We start from the raw sequence: 17,206 nt of genomic DNA, 5'->3' as shown, positions 1-17,206 counted from the left end.
GTGCGGTCGATTCGTCATCAACTACTGATCTGGCTGCTCGCGATCGTCGTCGCGGGCGTGGGCGCCGCGGGCTGGCTGATCTACCGGCAGGCGCTCGCCGAAGCGAACGAGCTGTTCGACTACCAGCTGCAGGAAATCGCCGCGGCGCTGCCGTCCGAGCCGTTTTCGCAGGTGTTCGGTTCGCGCACCAACGGCGACGAAGGCATCGTGATCCAGATCTGGAACCGCAACGGCGTGCTGATGTACTTCTCGCATCCGCGCGCGCCGATCGCGCCGCGCGCGGAACTCGGCTTCTCGACCGAGCGCACCGATCGCGGCGAATGGCGCGTGTACGGCGCGATCGTCGGCGACAACGTCGTGCAGCTCGCGCAGCCGCTGTCGGTGCGCAACCGGCTCGCGGCGAACGTCGCGCTGCGCACGCTGTGGCCGCTGATCGTGCTGCTGCCGTTTCTCGGCGCGGCGGTCTGGATGATCGTCGGGCAAGGGCTCGCGCCGCTCGAGCGCCTCACGCGCGCGGTCGAGGCGCGCCGGCCGGAAGCGCTCGATCCGTTGCCCGATGCGCGCCTGCCGCTCGAGGTGCAGCCGCTTGTGCGCGCGCTGAACGGGCTGCTCGCGCGGCTCGCGGCCGCGCTCGACACGCAGAAGGCCTTCGTCGCCGATGCCGCGCACGAGCTGCGCACGCCGCTCGCGGCCGTGCAGATCCAGGCGCAGCTCGTCGCGCGCGCGAAGGACGACGCTTCGCGCCGCGAGGCGCTCGCCGATCTGCAGGACGGCGTCACGCGCGCGACGCGCCTCGCCGAGCAACTGCTCGCGCTGGCGCGCGCCGAACCGGACGGCGCGACGATGCGCGAGCCGGTCGACCTGCAGGCGCTGCTGGTCGAATGCGTGGCCGCGCATGCACCACTCGCGCAACGGCACAGCATCGATCTCGGCTTCGAGGAGACGCGCGCGGCGACCGTCGTCGCGGACGTCGGCGCGCTGCGCGTGATGTTCGGCAACCTGCTCGACAACGCGGTGAAGTACACGCCGGACGGCGGCCGCATCGACGTGTCGCTGACGCGCGACGCGGCCGGCCGCGCGTGCGTGCAGATCGGCGACAGCGGCCCCGGCATCCCGGCCGAAGAGCGCGAGCGCGTGTTCGACCGCTTCTACCGCGACAGCTCCGCGCGGGCGCGGGCCGACGTGTCGGGCAGCGGGCTGGGGCTCGCGATCGTCAAGCGCGTGGCGGCTCAGCAGGGCGCGACCGTGACGCTCGGCGACGCGGCCGCGGGCGGCCTGCTCGTGAGCGTCGTGTTCCGCGATGCCGAGCTGCCGCAGCCGGCGCCGCAGGCGTCCGAATCCGTATGACGAACGGCACACCGCGCGGGCGCCGCGCGGTAGCGGCGGCCTAAGCCCCGCTTAAGGTCGATTAAGCCTCCTTTAAGTCAGCGTCGTTACGCTGCGTCCTAACAACGAGGAGGTCCTACGATGAACACCCGATTCCTTGCGCGCGGCGCCGTCGCGGTCGCCGTGGCGGCCGCCCTGTCCGCCGGTTATGTCGCGGGCACCCGCCGCGCCGATCCGCAGATCATCACGCCCGCGCAGGCCGCCGCGCTGATGCCGGCCGAGGCCGCGGCGAAGACCGGCATTCCCGATTTCTCCGGGCTGGTCGAAACCTACGGCCCGGCGGTCGTGAACATCAGCGCAAAGCACGTCGTGAAGCAGGTGTCGCGGCGCGTGCCGCAGCCGCAGCTGCCGATGGATCCGAGCGATCCGTTCTACCAGTTCTTCAAGCACTTCTACGGCCAGGTGCCGGGCATGGGCGGCGACACGCAGCCGGACGACCAGCCGAGCGCGAGCCTCGGGTCGGGATTCATCGTCAGCTCGGACGGGTACATCCTCACCAATGCGCACGTGATCGACGGCGCGAACGTCGTTACGGTCAAGCTGACCGACAAGCGCGAGTACAAGGCGAAGGTCGTCGGCGCCGACAAGCAGTCCGACGTGGCGGTGCTGAAGATCGACGCGAGCGGCCTGCCGACCGTGAAGATCGGTGACCCGGCACAGAGCAAGGTCGGCCAGTGGGTCGTCGCGATCGGTTCGCCGTACGGCTTCGACAACACGGTCACGTCCGGCATCATCAGCGCGAAATCGCGCGCGCTGCCCGACGAGAACTACACGCCGTTCATCCAGACCGACGTGCCGGTGAACCCCGGCAACTCGGGCGGCCCGCTGTTCAACCTGCAGGGCGAGGTGATCGGCATCAACTCGATGATCTACTCGCAGACGGGCGGCTTCCAGGGCCTGTCGTTCGCGATCCCGATCAACGAGGCGATCAAGGTCAAGGACGAGCTCGTGAAGACCGGCCACGTGAGCCGCGGTCGCCTCGGCGTCGCCGTGCAGGGGCTGAACCAGACGCTCGCGAGCTCGTTCGGACTGCAGAAGCCGGACGGCGCGCTCGTCAGCTCGGTCGACCCGAATGGCCCGGCCGCGAAGGCCGGCCTGCAGCCGGGCGACGTGATCCTCGCGGTCAACGGCTCGCCGGTGGCCGACTCCACGTCGCTGCCCGCGCAGATCGCGAACCTGAAGCCGGGCTCGAAGGCCGACCTGCAGGTGTGGCGCGACAAGTCGACGAAGTCGATCAGCGTGACGCTCGGCGCGATGACCGACGCGAAGCTGGCATCGAACGACGGCGGCCCCGTCGAGCAGGGGCGCCTCGGCGTCGCGGTGCGTCCGCTCACGCCGCAGGAGCGCAGTGCCGCCAACCTGTCGCACGGGCTGATCGTGCAGCAGGCCGGTGGGCCGGCAGCCAGCGCGGGCATCCAGCCCGGCGACGTGATCCTCGCGGTCAACGGCCGCCCGGTCACGAGCCCCGAGCAGTTGCGCGACGCGGTCAAGGGAGCAGGCAACAGTCTTGCTCTCCTGATCCAGCGGGATAATGCACAGATCTTCGTGCCGGTCGACCTGAGCTGACCGGCGGCCGTTGCGGGCCGGCCTGGCCGGCCCCGACGGGCGTCGCCGGCGTTCGGCCCGTGGTGCTGTGTTCCGACCCGAAAGGAGGGAGCCATGCAATATCTACGCAACGTGTCCCGATTTGCCGTCGCGGCGGCGCTGGCCGCCGGCTTCGCCGCCGCCGTGCCCGGCGCGTACGCGCAATCGGACGGCTTGCCCGCGGCGAGCCAGCAGGGCGATGTCAGCTACGTGTCGGGCGGCATCGGCAAGGATCAATCGACGGCATTCGAGAGCAACGAGGCGGCGTGGCCGCTGGCGCTGCGGTTCACCGGCAAGGGCGGCGAATACCTGGCCGACGTCCATGTGCGGATCGTCGACGGCAAGGGCACCGAGCTGCTGGCGACGGACGCGCGCGGGCCGTACATGCTCGTGAAGCTGCCGCCGGGGCGCTACACCGTGCACGCGTCGTACCAGGGCAGCGACGAATCGCGCGCGGTCACGGTCGGCGCGAAGGGCGGCGCGAAGGTCGCGTTTCAGTGGAGTGCGCAGTAGCGCGTCGCGCGCAGGCCCGGCCGGGCCGCGCAATCGGGCCCAGTTTCGCCCATAATGAAGGCCACGGCACTTGTGCCGTGGCTTTTTCGTTTCCGGCCCGCGGCTTGCGCGCCGGGACCGCCGCCCGGAGGAGAAACGATGTCCGATGCCGCCGACCCTCGCCTCGAAATCGTGCCGAACCGCCATCGCGTGCGCGTGATCCATCGCGGCATCACGTATGCCGATTCGCACGGCGCGCTGACCGTGCGCGAAACGGGCCTGCCGGATATCCATTACCTGCCGCGCGGCGACGTGAACATGCACCGGCTCGTGAAGTCGAGCGTCACGACGGACTGTCCGCTGAGGGGCCGGGCCGTGTATTTCGACCTGCAGACCGAAGACGGCGTGATCGAGAACGCCGCATGGAGTTACGAGGAACCGGGGGCGACCGCGTCCGCGCTTGCGCACTACGTCGCCTTCGACGTCGCACGGGTCGACAGTCTCGTCGAGACGTCCTGATGCGGCGCGTGTTCATCGGGGAGGCATCATGGAACTGAACGACACGTTACGCGTACCGCTCGCGCCGGCCGTCGTGCGGGCGGCGCTCGAGGATCTCGCGCTGCTGCGGGCGAGCTTCGATCATTGCGAATCGTTCGTGAAGCTCGCGCGCGGCGAGTTCGCGCTGACCATCACGGTGCCGCTCGGCCCGCTGCGCGCGCGCTACGACGTGCGTGCGCATTCGGCGAGCGAGCAGGGCGACGCGGAAGGGCAGCCGCGCCGCGTGCTCAACTTCAAGGCGCGGGCCGACGGCCTCGGCGCGCTGCGCGGGCAGGTCGAGCTCGTGCTGCGGCCGGACGATGACGACACGGCCGAGACGTGCATCGAATACGTGGTGTGGGCGACGGCGAGCGGGCCGCTCGCCGAGCTGCCGGCGCGGCAGATCGAGAACGCGCTGCACGAGTGGACGGACGATTTCTTCCGCGAATTCTGCGCGGTCGTGCAGGCGAAGCACGGTCTCGTGCCGAACCGCGCGCGCTCGAGCCCGCAGCGTCGCCAGCATGTGTTCCTGCGGCCGGCGTCGCTGATGGCCGCGGCGAAGCGTCCGCTGCCGCCGCACCTCGGCGGGGCGCTCGGCGGCCGCGCCGCGAGCGCCGTGCATCATCGCGAATCGGGTCCGCTGCCCGTCTGGGCGTGGGCCGCGATCGTCGTGTTCGTGGCGCTGCTGCTGTACGCGGCGCGCTGGATCAACGGCACCTGAGCGCCTGCGCGCGCCGCCGCGCTGTCTCATTGTCCGGCCGGTCGCCGGCCGTTCGTCGGCGGTGCGGCCGCCGCTAGCGTCGGGCGTCGGGCCCGGCGCCGCGAAATTCCCGCCGATATGCCGACGGCGACGTGCCGAGCGCGCCCGCGAAATGCTGGCGCAGCGACACGCTCGAGCCGTAGCCGGCCGCTTGCGCGATCGCGTCGATCGATTGTCCGGTGGTTTCCAGCAGATGCTGCGCGCGCGTGAGCCGCTCGGCCTGCAGCCACGCGGTGACGGTCGTGCCCGTCGCCTGGCGGAAGTGGCGCGTGAAGGTGCGCCGGCTCATCAGCACGCGTTCTGCGAGCGAATCCACACTGTGCGCGACGTCGAGATGCGCGCGCACCCAGTCGAGCAGGCCCGCGAGGCGCGCGTCGCGCGGATGCGCGGCGACCGGCTGCGGCACGTATTGCGCCTGGCCGCCCTGGCGGTGCGGCGGGATCACGAGACGCCGCGCGATCCGGTTCGCGGCGTCCGAGCCGAAGCGCCGCCGCACGACGTGCAGGCAGCAGTCGAGCCCCGCGGCCGTGCCGGCCGACGTCATCAGGTTGCCGTCGTCGACGTACAGCACGTCGGGGTCGAGCTTCACGCGCGGAAAGCGCTGCGCGAAGTCGTCGGCCCACGCCCAGTGTGTCGTGGCCGGGCGCCCGTCGAGCAGCCCGGCCGCGGCGAGCACGTACGCGCCGAGGCACAGGCCGACCACCTGCGCGCCGCGCGCGGCGGCCGCGCGTACCGCATCGACCAGCACGTCCGGCGGCGCTTCGTCGGGATCGCGCCATGCCGGCACGATCACGATGTCCGCGTCGTCGAGCGCGTCGAGCCCGTAAGGCGCGGTGATCGTGAAGCCGCCCGTCGTCGACAGCGGGCCGCGCTCGGCCGAGCACACGCGGCACTCGAACGCGGGCATCGCGGCCGCATCGCGCTCCTTGCCGAACACGACGGACGGCACCGACAGGTGGAACGGGCTGATGCCGTCGTACGCGATCACGGCGACGACGGTCGAGGCGGGGGCAACGGACGACGCAGCGGCGCGCATGACGGGCTCCGGGGTGGCGATGGCCCGATTCTATCGAAGAATGGCTATCGGGCCACTGTCCGCCGGCGCGATGCAATCCGACAATGCATCGCATCGCGCTGCTGTCCGCCCCGTTCCGGAGCGGGGCGGCGCGGCCGAACCCGGAGCCTGCCATGTCGAACGCCGTATCGTCTTCCGCTTCCCGCCGTGCCCTGATCGTGATCGATGTCCAGAACGAATACGTGACCGGCAACCTGCCGATCGAATATCCGCCCGTCGACGCGTCGCTGGCGAACATCGGCCGCGCGATCGACGCCGCGCACGCGGCCGGCGTGCCGGTGATCGTCGTCCAGCACGTCGCGCCGGCGGGCGCGCCGATCTTCGCACCGGGCACCGACGGTGTCGCGCTGCATCCGGTCGTCGCCGACCGGCCGTATGCGCACCTCGTCGTGAAGGCGCAGGCCAGTTCGTTCGCCGGCACCGATCTCGCCGCGTGGCTCGACGCGCACGGCATCGATACGCTCGCGGTCGCCGGCTACATGACGCACAACTGCAATGCGTCGACGGTCTATCACGCGGCCCACGCGGGGCTCGCCGTCGAATACCTGGCGGACGCGACCGGCGCGTTGCCGTACGCGAACGAAGCGGGCGCGGCGAGCGCCGAAGAGATTCACCGCGCGTACACGGTGGTGTTCCAGTCGAATTTCGCGGCCGTGATGTCGACCGACGCATGGATCGCGGGACTCGGCGGCGCGGCGATGCCGACGCGCGATTCGGTGGCCGCGTCGAACCGGCGGGCCCGCGCGCAACGCGCGAAGGCGGCCTGAGCCGGTCAGTCGCCCGTCTTCAGCATCGCCGGGCTGTAACGCATCATGTCGAAGCAGCCGTCGACGAGCTGTTCCGCATGCTGCTCGGCGTCGATCTCGTCGGGCAGCATCAGCATGTCGCGCACGAAACCGCTGACGAGCGTGTGCAGCATCAGCGTCGCGCGCCACGTGTCGAGCCGCTCGGGCAGCAGCTTGAGCCGCACGGCGCCCGCGAGATCGGCATCGATCGCGTGCAGCGCCTCGCTCATCCCCGCGCGGTTGCGCTGCAGCAGCGGCTCCATGTCCGCGACGTACTCGCACTTCATGAACAGGATGCTGAACACGCGCCGCAACTGCGAGTCGCGCTGCACGCCGAGCAGGCACCAGATCAGGATCTTGCGGATCTTCTCCAGCGGATTGCCGCCGGGCGCATCGAGCGGCATCCGCTTGAGTTCGTCGATCGGCAGGAACACGCGGTCGAACATCGCGTCGAACAGCTCGCTCTTGTTCGCGAAATGCCAGTAGATCGCGCCGCGCGTCACGCCGGCGTGATGGGCGATGTCCGCGAGCGACGTGTGCGACACGCCCTTCTCGAAGAACACGTGTTCGGCGGCGTCGAGAATGCGGTTGCGCGTCTCGAGCGCCTCCTCCTTGGTGCGTCTGACCATGTGCAGGCCTGAATGGATCGATCGTAGGTGAATATAGGGTCCGTAACCCTCGTCGCGGCTGTGCGGACGGGCTATGCTTGCGACTGGTAATAATTCGTAAGACTTGGCGGTTGGCGACGGACGAGCGGGCTTTTTACATACATTCGTGAATGTATATACAATACCACCCTACGATCGAATGACCAAAGTGGCAATCAGTTAATATCCCACTCTGCTGATTCCCGCCAAAGTACCAGTCCGCAGTTCGCGGCATCTCGTCGGCATGGAGGTCTCGTGCCGACTTGCTGTATCCAGTAGTCCAGTAATTCAGGTGTTCGATCTGCGCCGCGAGGCGCATCCGTGTGGCGCTCCGTCCGTGCGCCGCACTCATTCCATTGGTTACACACAGAGGTCGCTCCATGCGCGTCGAACGGGTTCCATACCGCTTGATCACTGTCGCGGCAGCCGCGGTTTTCCTGGCTGCATGCGGAAAAAAAGAATCGGCACCGCCGCCGCAAACGCCGGAAGTCGGCGTCGTCACCGTCCAGCCGCAAGCCGTGCCGGTCTACAGCGAACTGCCGGGCCGTACCAGCGCATTCCTCGTTGCGCAGGTCCGCGCGCGGGTCGACGGCATCGTGCTGCGCCGTGAATTCACCGAAGGCACCGACGTCAAGGCCGGCCAACGTCTGTACAAGATCGATCCGGCGCCGTACCTCGCTGCATTGAACAGCGCGAAGGCGACGCTCGCGAAGGCGCAGGCGAACCTCGTCACGCAGAACGCGCTGGTCGCGCGCTACAAGGTGCTGGTGGCCGCGAACGCGGTCAGCAAGCAGGACTACGACAACGCGGTGGCCACCCAAGGGCAGGCCGCGGCGGACGTCGCGGCCGGCAAGGCGGCGGTCGACACCGCGCAGATCAATCTCGGCTACACGGATGTGGTCTCGCCGATCACCGGCCGCGTCGGCATTTCGCAGGTGACGCCGGGCGCGTACGTGCAGGCGAGCCAGGCGACGCTGATGTCGACGGTGCAGCAGCTCGATCCGGTCTATGTCGACCTGACGCAGTCGAGCCTCGACGGGCTGAAGCTGCGCCAGGACGTGCAGAGCGGCCGCCTGAAGACGAGCGGCCCGGGCGCGGCGAAGGTGTCGCTGATCCTGGAAGACGGCAAGACGTACTCCGAAGCCGGCAAGCTGCAGTTCTCCGACGTGACGGTCGACCAGGCCACCGGCTCGGTGACGATCCGCGCGGTCTTCCCGAACCCGGGCCGCGTGCTGCTGCCGGGGATGTTCGTGCGCGCACGGATCGAGGAAGGCGTGAACGAGAACGCGTTCCTGGTGCCGCAGATCGGCGTCACGCATGACCAGAAGGGCCAGGCGATCGCGATGGTGGTGAACGCGAGCAACAAGGTCGAGCCGCGTCCGCTGAAGACGGCGGGCATGCGCGGCCAGGACTGGATCGTCGAAGGCGGTCTGCAGGCGGGCGACCACGTGATCGTGCAGGGGGGCGAGAAGGTGCGTCCGGGCGCGACCGTGAAGTCGGTGGAGGCACAACTCGCACCGGCGGCCGGTGCCGCATCGGGTGTCGCCGCTGCCACCGCCGCGCCGGCTGCCGCCGGTTCCGGCGCCGCCGCCGCGTCCGGCGCCGCCGCATCGGGCGCAGCGCCGGCGAGCGCCGCCGCTGCTTCGAGCGCGCAATAACAGGGAGCCTGTTTCATGGCAAAGTTTTTTATCGATCGCCCGATCTTCGCGTGGGTGATCGCCATCATCCTGATGCTGGCCGGGGTTGCGGCGATCTTCACGCTGCCGATCGCGCAGTATCCGACGATCGCGCCGCCATCGATCCAGATCACCGCGAACTACCCGGGCGCTTCCGCGAAGACGGTGGAAGACACGGTGACGCAGGTGATCGAGCAGCAGATGAGCGGTCTCGACAACTTCCTGTACATGTCGTCGACGAGTGACGACTCGGGCAACGCCACGATCACGCTGACGTTCGCGCCGGGCACCAACGCCGACATCGCGCAGGTCCAGGTGCAGAACAAGCTGTCGCTCGCGACGCCGGTTCTGCCGCAGGTCGTGCAGCAGCTCGGTCTGTCGGTGACGAAGTCGAGCAGCAGCTTCCTGCTGGTGCTCGCCTTCAACTCCGAAGACGGCAGCATGAACAAGTACGACCTCGCGAACTTCGTGGCGTCGCACGTGAAGGATCCGATCAGCCGGTTGAACGGCGTCGGTACCGTCACGCTGTTCGGCTCGCAGTACGCGATGCGGATCTGGCTCGACCCGACCCGCCTGACGAACTACGGCCTCACGCCGGTCGACGTGACGAGCGCGATCACCGCGCAGAACGTGCAGATCGCGGGCGGCCAGATCGGCGGCACGCCGGCCAAGCCGGGCACCGTGCTGCAGGCGACGATCACCGAATCGACGCTGCTGCAGACGCCCGAGCAGTTCGGCAACATCCTGCTGAAGGTCAACCAGGACGGCTCGCAGGTGCGCTTGAAGGACGTCGCGCAAATCGGCCTCGGCGGCGAAAACTACAACTTCGACACGAAGTACAACGGTCAGCCGACCGCGGCACTCGGTATCCAGCTCGCGACCAACGCGAACGCGCTCGCGACCGCGAAGGCCGTGCGCGCGAAGATCGACGAGCTCGCACCGTTCTTCCCGCACGGCCTCGTCGTGAAGTATCCGTACGACACGACCCCGTTCGTGAAGCTGTCGATCGAGGAAGTGGTCAAGACGCTGCTCGAAGGTATCGTGCTCGTGTTCCTCGTGATGTATCTGTTCCTGCAGAACCTGCGGGCGACGATCATCCCGACGATCGCGGTGCCGGTCGTGCTGCTCGGCACGTTCGCGATCATGTCGCTGGTGGGCTTCTCGATCAACACGTTGTCGATGTTCGGCCTCGTGCTCGCGATCGGCCTGCTGGTGGACGATGCGATCGTGGTGGTGGAGAACGTCGAGCGCGTGATGGCGGAAGAGGGGCTGTCGCCGAAGGAGGCGACCCGCAAGGCGATGGGCCAGATCACCGGCGCACTCGTCGGCGTCGCGCTCGTGCTGTCGGCGGTGTTCGTGCCGGTCGCGTTCTCCGGCGGGTCGGTCGGTGCGATCTATCGTCAGTTCTCGCTGACGATCGTGTCGGCGATGGTGCTGTCGGTGCTGGTCGCGTTGATTCTGACGCCGGCCCTGTGCGCGACGATCCTCAAGCCGATCCCGCAGGGCCATCACGAAGAGAAGAAGGGCTTCTTCGGCTGGTTCAACCGCACGTTCAACAACAGCCGCGACAAGTACCACGTCGGCGTGCACCACGTGATCAAGCGCTCGGGCCGCTGGCTGATCATCTACCTGGTCGTGATCGTCGCGGTCGGCCTGCTGTTCGTGCGCCTGCCGAAGTCGTTCCTGCCCGATGAAGACCAGGGCCTGATGTTCGTGATCGTGCAGACGCCGTCGGGCTCGACGCAGGAAACGACCGCGAAGACGCTCGCGAACATTTCCGACTACCTGCTGAAGGACGAGAAGGAAATCGTCGAATCGGCGTTCACGGTCAACGGCTTCAGCTTCGCCGGCCGCGGCCAGAACTCGGGTCTCGTGTTCGTGCGCCTGAAGGACTACTCGCAGCGCCAGCACGCGAACCAGAAGGTCCAGGCGCTGATCGGCCGGATGTTCGGGCGCTATTCGGGCTACAAGGACGCGATCGTGATCCCGTTCAACCCGCCGTCGATTCCGGAACTCGGGACCGCCGCCGGCTTCGACTTCGAGCTGACGGACAACGCCGGTCTCGGCCACGACGCGCTGATGGCCGCACGTAACCAGCTGCTCGGGATGGCCTCGAAGGATCCGACGCTGCAGGGCGTGCGTCCGAACGGGCTGAACGATACGCCGCAGTACAAGGTCGACATCGATCGCGAGAAGGCGAATGCGCTCGGCGTGACGGCGGATGCGATCGACCAGACGTTCTCGATCGCGTGGGCGTCGAAGTACGTGAACAACTTCCTCGACACCGACGGCCGGATCAAGAAGGTGTACGTGCAGTCGGATGCGCCGTTCCGGATGACGCCGGAGGACATGAACATCTGGTACGTGCGCAACGGGTCGGGCGGGATGGTGCCGTTCAGCGCGTTCGCGACCGGTCACTGGACGTACGGTTCGCCGAAGCTCGAGCGTTACAACGGCGTGTCGGCGATGGAAATCCAGGGTCAGGCCGCACCGGGCAAGTCGACCGGTCAGGCGATGACCGCGATGGAAGGGCTCGCGAAGAAGCTGCCGGTCGGTATCGGCTATTCGTGGACCGGCCTGTCGTTCCAGGAAATCCAGTCCGGCTCGCAGGCGCCGATCCTGTACGCGATCTCGATCCTCGTCGTGTTCCTGTGTCTCGCGGCACTGTATGAAAGCTGGTCGATCCCGTTCTCGGTGATCATGGTGGTGCCGCTCGGCGTGGTCGGCGCACTGCTCGCGGCGACGATGCGCGGCCTCGAGAACGACGTGTTCTTCCAGGTCGGCCTGCTGACCACGGTGGGCTTGTCCGCGAAGAACGCGATCCTGATCGTCGAATTCGCGCGCGAACTGCAGATGACCGAGAAGATGGGGCCGATCGAGGCCGCGCTGGAAGCCGCGCGCCTGCGGCTGCGTCCGATCCTGATGACGTCGCTCGCGTTCATTCTCGGCGTGATGCCGCTCGCGATCAGCAACGGCGCGGGTTCGGCGAGCCAGCACGCGATCGGTACCGGCGTGATCGGCGGGATGATCACGGCGACGTTCCTCGCGATCTTCATGATCCCGATGTTCTTCGTGAAGATCCGCGCGATCTTCAGCGGCGAGAAGGAAGACGTCGACCAGGCGCTGCGTCTGGCTCAGGAGCACTCGCACCACGAAGAGAAGCCGGGCAACGGCGACGAAGGCAACAAGGGACAGTGATGATGCAAAAACACGCTTTGACTGCAATCGCGGTCGCGCTGCTGGCCACGGGCTGCACGATGGCGCCGCACTACACGCGGCCCGACGCGCCCGTCGCGCAGGCGTACCCGGCCGGCGGCGTCTATGCGACGCAGCCGGGCGCTGCCGGCGCGCGCAGCGCGAACGGCCAGGCGGCGACCGCCATCGGCTGGCGCGAATTCTTCGTCGATCCGCGCCTGCAGCGGCTGATCGAGATCGCGCTGAAGAACAACCGCGACCTGCGCGTGTCGGTGCTGAACATCGAGGCGGCGCGCGCGCAGTACCAGATCACGCGCGCGGGCCTGTTCCCGACGCTCGACGGCACGGGCACGGGCAGCATCCAGCGCGTACCGCAGGGCCTGTCGCAGACGGGTGCGCCGTATATCTCGCGGGCCTACAACGTCGGCGTTTCCGCGTCGTGGGAACTCGACCTGTTCGGTCGCGTGCAGAGCCTGAAGGACCAGGCGCTCGCGCAGTACCTGTCGACGTCGTACGCACGGCAGGCTGCCGAGATCTCGCTGGTGTCGCAGGTGGCGGATCAGTACCTGACGCTGCTGTCGACCGACGACCTGCTGCAGGTCACGGAAAACACGCTGAAGTCGGCCCAGGCGTCCTACGACCTGACCAAGCTGCAGTTCGACAACGGCACGGGCTCCGAGCTCGAGCTGCGTCAGGCGCAGACGGTCGTCGAGACGGCGCTCGCGAACCAGCAGGCGCAGGCGCGCGCGCGTGCGCAGGCGCTGAACGCGCTGGTGCTGCTGATCGGCGAGCCGCTGCCGGACGATCTGCCGGCGGGCATGCCGCTCGACGCGCAAAACCTGCTGACGGACGTGCCGGCCGGTCTGCCGTCCGACCTGCTGACGCGTCGTCCGGACGTGATGCAGGCCGAGCAGACGCTGCTGGCCGCGAACGCGAACATCGGCGCGGCGCGTGCGGCGTTCTTCCCGCGCATCTCGCTGACGGGCGCGTTCGGTACCGGCAGCCCGACGCTCGGCGGCCTGTTCAAGGCCGGCACCGCGGCGTGGTCGTTCGCGCCGCAGATCACGATGCCGATCTTCGAAGGCGGGCAGAACATCGCGAACCTGAACCTCGCGAACGTGCAGAAGCGCATCGAGATCGCCAACTACGAGAAGGCGATCCAGTCGGCGTTCCGCGAAGTGTCGGACGGGCTGGCCGCACGCGGCACGTACGACCAGCAGATCGCCGCGCTCGAGCGCAACGAGCACGCGCAGCAGCGTCGCTTCGACCTGTCGGACCTGCGCTACAAGAACGGTGTCGACAGCTACCTGTCGGTGCTGACCGCGCAGACCGACCTGTACTCGGCGCAGCAGTCGCTGATCAGCGCGCGCCTGGCACGCTGGACGAACCTCGTCACGCTGTACCGCGCACTGGGCGGCGGCTGGATCCAGCACGCGGGCGAGACGCCGCGCGCACCGGACGAGACGGTCGACTACGACAAGGCGGCTGCTCCGGCTGCTGCGTCGGCGGCAGCGACGAACGGGTAAGCGCGACGGCGGGCAGGAGCGGGCGACCGCGCCGGTTCGCCGAAGTCGCGGTCCCCGGGATGCGACAACGCCACGGACGAAGGTCCGTGGCGTTTTTTTTGTGCGGCCGGTTCGGTTGGCCGCGACCGCGGATCGTCATCACCGGCACCTCCGCTATCGTCGCTCAATCACTCGCCGCAAAGCAAAACGCCACGGCAAGCCGTGGCGTTTTTCCTTTTCCGTATCGCGCCGTCCTTCGGCGCGTCCGGGTCGGACCGATCAGTGATGCACGTCGGCCGGGCGTCCGTCGAAGTCGTGCCCTGCGCGGCGGATCTCGCAACGCGCGTCTTTCTCGCCTTTCACGCCGTTGAACACGACGTTCAGGATCACGGCGGTGGCCGACGCGAGCAGGATGCCGCTATGCAGGATCGGCGCGAGCGCCGGCGGCAGCTTCGAGAAGAAGTGCGGCGACACGACCGGCACGAGGCCCATGCCGACGCTCACGGCGACGATGAACAGGTTGTGCGAGTTGTTCACGAAGTCGACCTTCGACAGCACCTTGATGCCGTTCGCGGCCACCATCCCGAACATCACGATGCCCGCGCCGCCGAGCACGAACGGCGGCACCGACGCGACGACCTGCGCCATCTTCGGGAACAGGCCGAGCAGCACCAGGATCACGCCGCCCGTCGCGCAGACGAACCGGCTCTTCACGCCCGTCACGCCGATCAGGCCGACGTTCTGCGAGAACGACGTATGCGGGAACGAGTTGAAGATGCCGCCGATCAGCGTGCCGAGGCCGTCGACGCGCAGGCCGCGCACGAGGCGGTCCTGGTTGACCGGACGATCGACCATGTCGCCGACCGCGAGGAACATGCCGGTCGATTCGATGAACGTGACGAACATCACCGTGACCATCGTCGCGATCGACAGCGGGTCGAAGTGCGGCAGGCCGAAGTGGAACGGCATCACGAAGCCGACCCACGGTGCGTGCGCGACGCCGTCGGTATTCACGCGGCCGATCGCGAACGCGATCACGAAGCCGGCGACGATGCCGAGCAGCACCGAGATGTTCGCGAGGAAGCCGCGGCCGTACTTGTTGATCAGCAGGATCAGCGTGAGCACGAGCAGCGACAGGCCGAGGTAGACGGGGCTGCCGTATTCGGGGTTGCCGACGCCGCCGGCTGCCCAGTTGATCCCGACTTCCATCAGCGACAGCCCGATCACCGCGATCACGGTGCCGACCACGACCGGCGGGAAGAACCGCAACAGCTTGCCGATCATCGGCGCGAGCACGATGCCGATGATGCCGGCCGCGATGGTCGAGCCGAAGACGTCGAGAATGCCGAGGCCGGGGTTGGTGCCGATCGCGATCATCGGGCCGACGGCCGCGAACGTGCAGCCCATGATGACGGGCAGGCGGATCCCGAAGATCCACAGGCCGAGCGTCTGGATCAGCGTGGCGATGCCGCACGAAAACAGATCGGCGCTGATCAGGAACGCGATCTGGTCTTTCGGCAGCTTCAGCGCGCCGCCGACGATAAGCGGCACGGCGACGGCGCCGGCGTACATGACGAGGACGTGCTGGAGACCAAGCGTTACAAGCTTGCCGGTCGGCAGCACCTCATCGCACGGATGGACCGTGTTCGATTGCATCTGTCTCACTCCATGATCTTGTTTTCGGGGTGGTACGAAGTTATGCGGAATGCCACATCGCAACAAGAGCGCTGGGTTCTATTCCGTTCTTTGCTGGTTCGATATGCCTGGTCGGCATGAAACAGGGTGTCGATCATCGGGAAACTGCCGCTGGAGTGAGGTTCCCCGGTTTTATAGCCCTACAAAATAGCGCGGACCCCCGTGTCAAATATCGGCCGCTTTATGGTGTGTATCGCGACCGCGGCATAGTGGCAAAAACGACCGGAGCAAGATCGCGCCGGGTTAACCCGCGGGCGGCTGTTTTGGCGGGCAAGGTGCGGCCCGGCGAAGCCGGTCGTTCACGACCGTGTTTTCGCGTCGCCGCGCGGCCGAAAGCGTCGCAAAAATCGGGGCGCATGGCGCGATCCCGCTATCATCGATATCCGTCCACTCGACTACGCCATCCCGTCATGCGCCTGCTCGGAATCGACCTCGGCACCGGCTCCGTCAAACTCGTCACGCTCGATGCCGATGGCATCGAGCGCGCGGTGGCGAGCGAACCCTATGCGTTGTCGTCGCCGCAGCCCGGCTGGGCCGAAATCGCGCCCGACGTCTGGTGGCAGGCGCTCGTGCGGGCCGCCGCGCGGCTGCCGGCCGGCGAGCGCGCGCAGGTCGCCGCGATCGGCTTCTCCGGCCAGATGCATGGCGTCGTGCTGATCGACGCGGCCGGGCAGCCGGTGCGGCCCGCGCTGTTGTGGCCCGATACGCGCGCGGTGCGCGAAGCGGACGCGGCGGATTGGCCCGCCGCCGGTTTGCCCGTCGCACCGAATCCCGTCGCGCCCGGCATGGCGGGGCCGCTGTTGCGCTGGCTGGCCGCACACGAACCGCAGGCGCTGCGGGCCGCACGCTGGGCCGTGCAGCCGAAGGACTGGCTGCGCGTGGCGCTGGGCGGCGAGGTCGTGGCCGATCCGAGCGACGCGTGCGCGACCGCGCTCGCGACGCCGGACGGCGCATGGGATACGGCGCTGATCGAGTCGCTGGGCCTGCCGCTCGACCGATTCGCGCCGGTGCGGGCGTCGGGCGCGCGCTGCGGCGTGCTCGATGCGAAGGCCGCGGCGGCACTCGGGCTGCCGGCCGGCGTGCCGCTGGCGACGGGGGCGGCCGATACCGCGTGCGCGGCGCTCGGCAGCGGGCTCGTCGCGGCCGGCGACGCGCTGCTGACCACCGGCAGCGGCGGCCAGATCGTCGTGCTCGCGGATGCGCTGCCGCCCGCGCGGCGTGGGCTGCACCGCTATCGCGCGGCAGCCGGCGATGGTTATTACACGATGGCCGCGATGCAGAACGTCGGGCTCGCGCTCGAAGCCGTGCGCGGCTGGCTCGGCTATCCGGGCTGGGCGGATGCGTACGACGACGCGTTCGCGCAGCCGGCGTCCGAGCGGCTGTGCTTCCTGCCGTACCTGACGGGCGAGCGCTCGCCGTGGATGAATCCCGATGCGCGCGGCGGCTGGCTCGGGCTCGGGCTCGGCGACACGCGCGGCGCGATGATGCGCGCCGCATTCGAAGGTGTCGCGTTCGCGCTGCGCGCGGGGCTCGATGCGATCCGCGCGGCGAACCCGGCCGATCCGGTGACGACGCTGCGCCTCGCCGGCGGCGGCTCGGTCGATCCGCGCTGGCGCCAGTTGCTCGCGGATGCGCTCGGCGCGTCGCTGGACGCGGTCGATTGCCCGAACGCCGCGACGCGCGGTGCCGCGCTGCTCGCCGGCGTCGCGATCGGACACTGGCGCGACGACGCGCTGCGCACGCTGGCGCCGGCTGCGTCACCCGTCGCCGCGCCGCGCGACGATCGCGCGCTGGCCGCCCGTCATGCGCGTTTCATCGATCTGTATGCGCGAACGGATGCGTGGTTCACGAGCGGCGTTTAAACTCGGG

13 protein-coding genes are annotated in these 17,206 nt (G+C 68.5%); 10 read left to right on the top strand and 3 right to left on the bottom strand.

What is annotated here, in order from left to right; translation table 11 throughout:
- From DIE04_RS09110 to DIE04_RS09090, 5 genes are all read left to right on the top strand, one after another.
- On the top strand, nt 1-1,347 hold the full coding sequence (locus DIE04_RS09110) for an ATP-binding protein (RefSeq protein WP_124486929.1): 1,347 nt from the start codon (nt 1-3) through the stop codon (nt 1,345-1,347).
- 120 nt (nt 1,348-1,467) lie between these two features.
- On the top strand, nt 1,468-2,952 hold the full coding sequence (locus tag DIE04_RS09105; protein WP_044844493.1) for a DegQ family serine endoprotease: 1,485 nt from the start codon (nt 1,468-1,470) through the stop codon (nt 2,950-2,952).
- Nucleotides 2,953-3,045: 93 nt separating this feature from the next.
- Nucleotides 3,046-3,483 (top strand): carboxypeptidase-like regulatory domain-containing protein, encoded by a 438-nt coding sequence (locus tag DIE04_RS09100; RefSeq protein WP_124521097.1) that lies wholly within the window; start codon nt 3,046-3,048, stop codon nt 3,481-3,483.
- A 138-nt stretch (nt 3,484-3,621) separates the two neighbouring features.
- Complete coding sequence (locus DIE04_RS09095) at nt 3,622-3,981, top strand: DUF427 domain-containing protein (RefSeq protein ID WP_044844491.1); 360 nt, start codon at nt 3,622-3,624, stop codon at nt 3,979-3,981.
- Between the two features lie 28 nt (nt 3,982-4,009).
- Nucleotides 4,010-4,720 carry a CoxG family protein gene (locus DIE04_RS09090; protein ID WP_124521099.1) on the top strand — a complete coding sequence of 237 codons (711 nt, stop codon included), beginning with the start codon at nt 4,010-4,012 and terminating at the stop codon, nt 4,718-4,720.
- Nucleotides 4,721-4,793: 73 nt separating this feature from the next.
- Here DIE04_RS09090 and DIE04_RS09085 read toward each other — a convergent pair whose 3' ends face one another.
- A complete protein-coding gene (locus DIE04_RS09085) occupies nt 4,794-5,795 on the bottom strand; it encodes a helix-turn-helix domain-containing protein (RefSeq protein WP_124521101.1) in 1,002 nt (333 codons plus the stop codon).
- A gap of 152 nt (nt 5,796-5,947) precedes the next feature.
- Between DIE04_RS09085 and DIE04_RS09080 the strand changes: the two genes are divergently transcribed.
- Complete coding sequence (locus DIE04_RS09080; protein ID WP_124486933.1) at nt 5,948-6,601, top strand: cysteine hydrolase family protein; 654 nt, start codon at nt 5,948-5,950, stop codon at nt 6,599-6,601.
- A 5-nt stretch (nt 6,602-6,606) separates the two neighbouring features.
- On the opposite strand, the gene DIE04_RS09075 is transcribed toward DIE04_RS09080, so the two are convergent.
- Entirely contained in the window at nt 6,607-7,248 is a 642-nt protein-coding gene (locus DIE04_RS09075; protein WP_124486934.1) for a TetR family transcriptional regulator, read from the bottom strand.
- Nucleotides 7,249-7,646: 398 nt separating this feature from the next.
- On the opposite strand from DIE04_RS09075, the gene DIE04_RS09070 reads away from it, so the two are divergent.
- Genes DIE04_RS09070 through DIE04_RS09060 form a run of 3 tightly spaced genes read left to right on the top strand, consistent with a single transcriptional unit; the run spans nt 7,647 to nt 13,663 of the window.
- Nucleotides 7,647-8,924: an efflux RND transporter periplasmic adaptor subunit gene (locus tag DIE04_RS09070; protein ID WP_124486935.1), complete on the top strand. Its 1,278-nt coding sequence runs from the start codon at nt 7,647-7,649 to the stop codon at nt 8,922-8,924.
- Between the two features lie 15 nt (nt 8,925-8,939).
- The gene (bpeB, locus tag DIE04_RS09065) at nt 8,940-12,140 is read left to right on the top strand and encodes an efflux RND transporter permease BpeB (RefSeq protein WP_044844486.1); all 3,201 of its coding nucleotides are present in this window, start codon (nt 8,940-8,942) and stop codon (nt 12,138-12,140) included.
- Complete coding sequence (locus DIE04_RS09060) at nt 12,140-13,663, top strand: efflux transporter outer membrane subunit (RefSeq protein ID WP_044844485.1); 1,524 nt, start codon at nt 12,140-12,142, stop codon at nt 13,661-13,663. The genes bpeB and DIE04_RS09060 overlap by 1 nt, the downstream gene beginning before the upstream one ends.
- Before the next feature lie 258 nt (nt 13,664-13,921).
- On the opposite strand, the gene DIE04_RS09055 is transcribed toward DIE04_RS09060, so the two are convergent.
- Nucleotides 13,922-15,298 carry a nucleobase:cation symporter-2 family protein gene (locus DIE04_RS09055; protein WP_185500334.1) on the bottom strand — a complete coding sequence of 459 codons (1,377 nt, stop codon included), beginning with the start codon at nt 15,296-15,298 and terminating at the stop codon, nt 13,922-13,924.
- A 449-nt stretch (nt 15,299-15,747) separates the two neighbouring features.
- Here DIE04_RS09055 and DIE04_RS09050 point away from each other — a divergent pair, with 449 nt between their 5' ends.
- Nucleotides 15,748-17,199 carry a xylulokinase gene (locus DIE04_RS09050; RefSeq protein WP_124522957.1) on the top strand — a complete coding sequence of 484 codons (1,452 nt, stop codon included), beginning with the start codon at nt 15,748-15,750 and terminating at the stop codon, nt 17,197-17,199.
- Nucleotides 17,200-17,206 lie beyond the last annotated feature (7 nt).

Origin of the sequence: Burkholderia sp. Bp8994, assembly GCF_003853805.1 — a bacterium.
Taxonomy (GTDB): Bacteria; Pseudomonadota; Gammaproteobacteria; order Burkholderiales; family Burkholderiaceae; genus Burkholderia.
This window is presented reverse-complemented; position numbering and strand designations above follow the sequence as displayed.

Bases quoted from the DNA above. Each gene is read 5' to 3' on its own strand.
- DIE04_RS09085 (WP_124521101.1), bottom strand. From the start codon at position 5,795: ATGCGCGCCGCTGCGTCGTCCGTTGCCCCCGCCTCGACCGTCGTCGCC.
- DIE04_RS09105 (WP_044844493.1), top strand. From the start codon at position 1,468: ATGAACACCCGATTCCTTGCGCGCGGCGCCGTCGCGGTCGCCGTGGCG.
- DIE04_RS09080 (WP_124486933.1), top strand. From the start codon at position 5,948: ATGTCGAACGCCGTATCGTCTTCCGCTTCCCGCCGTGCCCTGATCGTG.
- DIE04_RS09075 (WP_124486934.1), bottom strand. From the start codon at position 7,248: ATGGTCAGACGCACCAAGGAGGAGGCGCTCGAGACGCGCAACCGCATT.
- bpeB (WP_044844486.1), top strand. From the start codon at position 8,940: ATGGCAAAGTTTTTTATCGATCGCCCGATCTTCGCGTGGGTGATCGCC.
- DIE04_RS09090 (WP_124521099.1), top strand. From the start codon at position 4,010: ATGGAACTGAACGACACGTTACGCGTACCGCTCGCGCCGGCCGTCGTG.
- DIE04_RS09050 (WP_124522957.1), top strand. From the start codon at position 15,748: ATGCGCCTGCTCGGAATCGACCTCGGCACCGGCTCCGTCAAACTCGTC.
- DIE04_RS09060 (WP_044844485.1), top strand. From the start codon at position 12,140: ATGATGCAAAAACACGCTTTGACTGCAATCGCGGTCGCGCTGCTGGCC.
- DIE04_RS09055 (WP_185500334.1), bottom strand. From the start codon at position 15,298: ATGCAATCGAACACGGTCCATCCGTGCGATGAGGTGCTGCCGACCGGC.
- DIE04_RS09070 (WP_124486935.1), top strand. From the start codon at position 7,647: ATGCGCGTCGAACGGGTTCCATACCGCTTGATCACTGTCGCGGCAGCC.
- DIE04_RS09095 (WP_044844491.1), top strand. From the start codon at position 3,622: ATGTCCGATGCCGCCGACCCTCGCCTCGAAATCGTGCCGAACCGCCAT.
- DIE04_RS09100 (WP_124521097.1), top strand. From the start codon at position 3,046: ATGCAATATCTACGCAACGTGTCCCGATTTGCCGTCGCGGCGGCGCTG.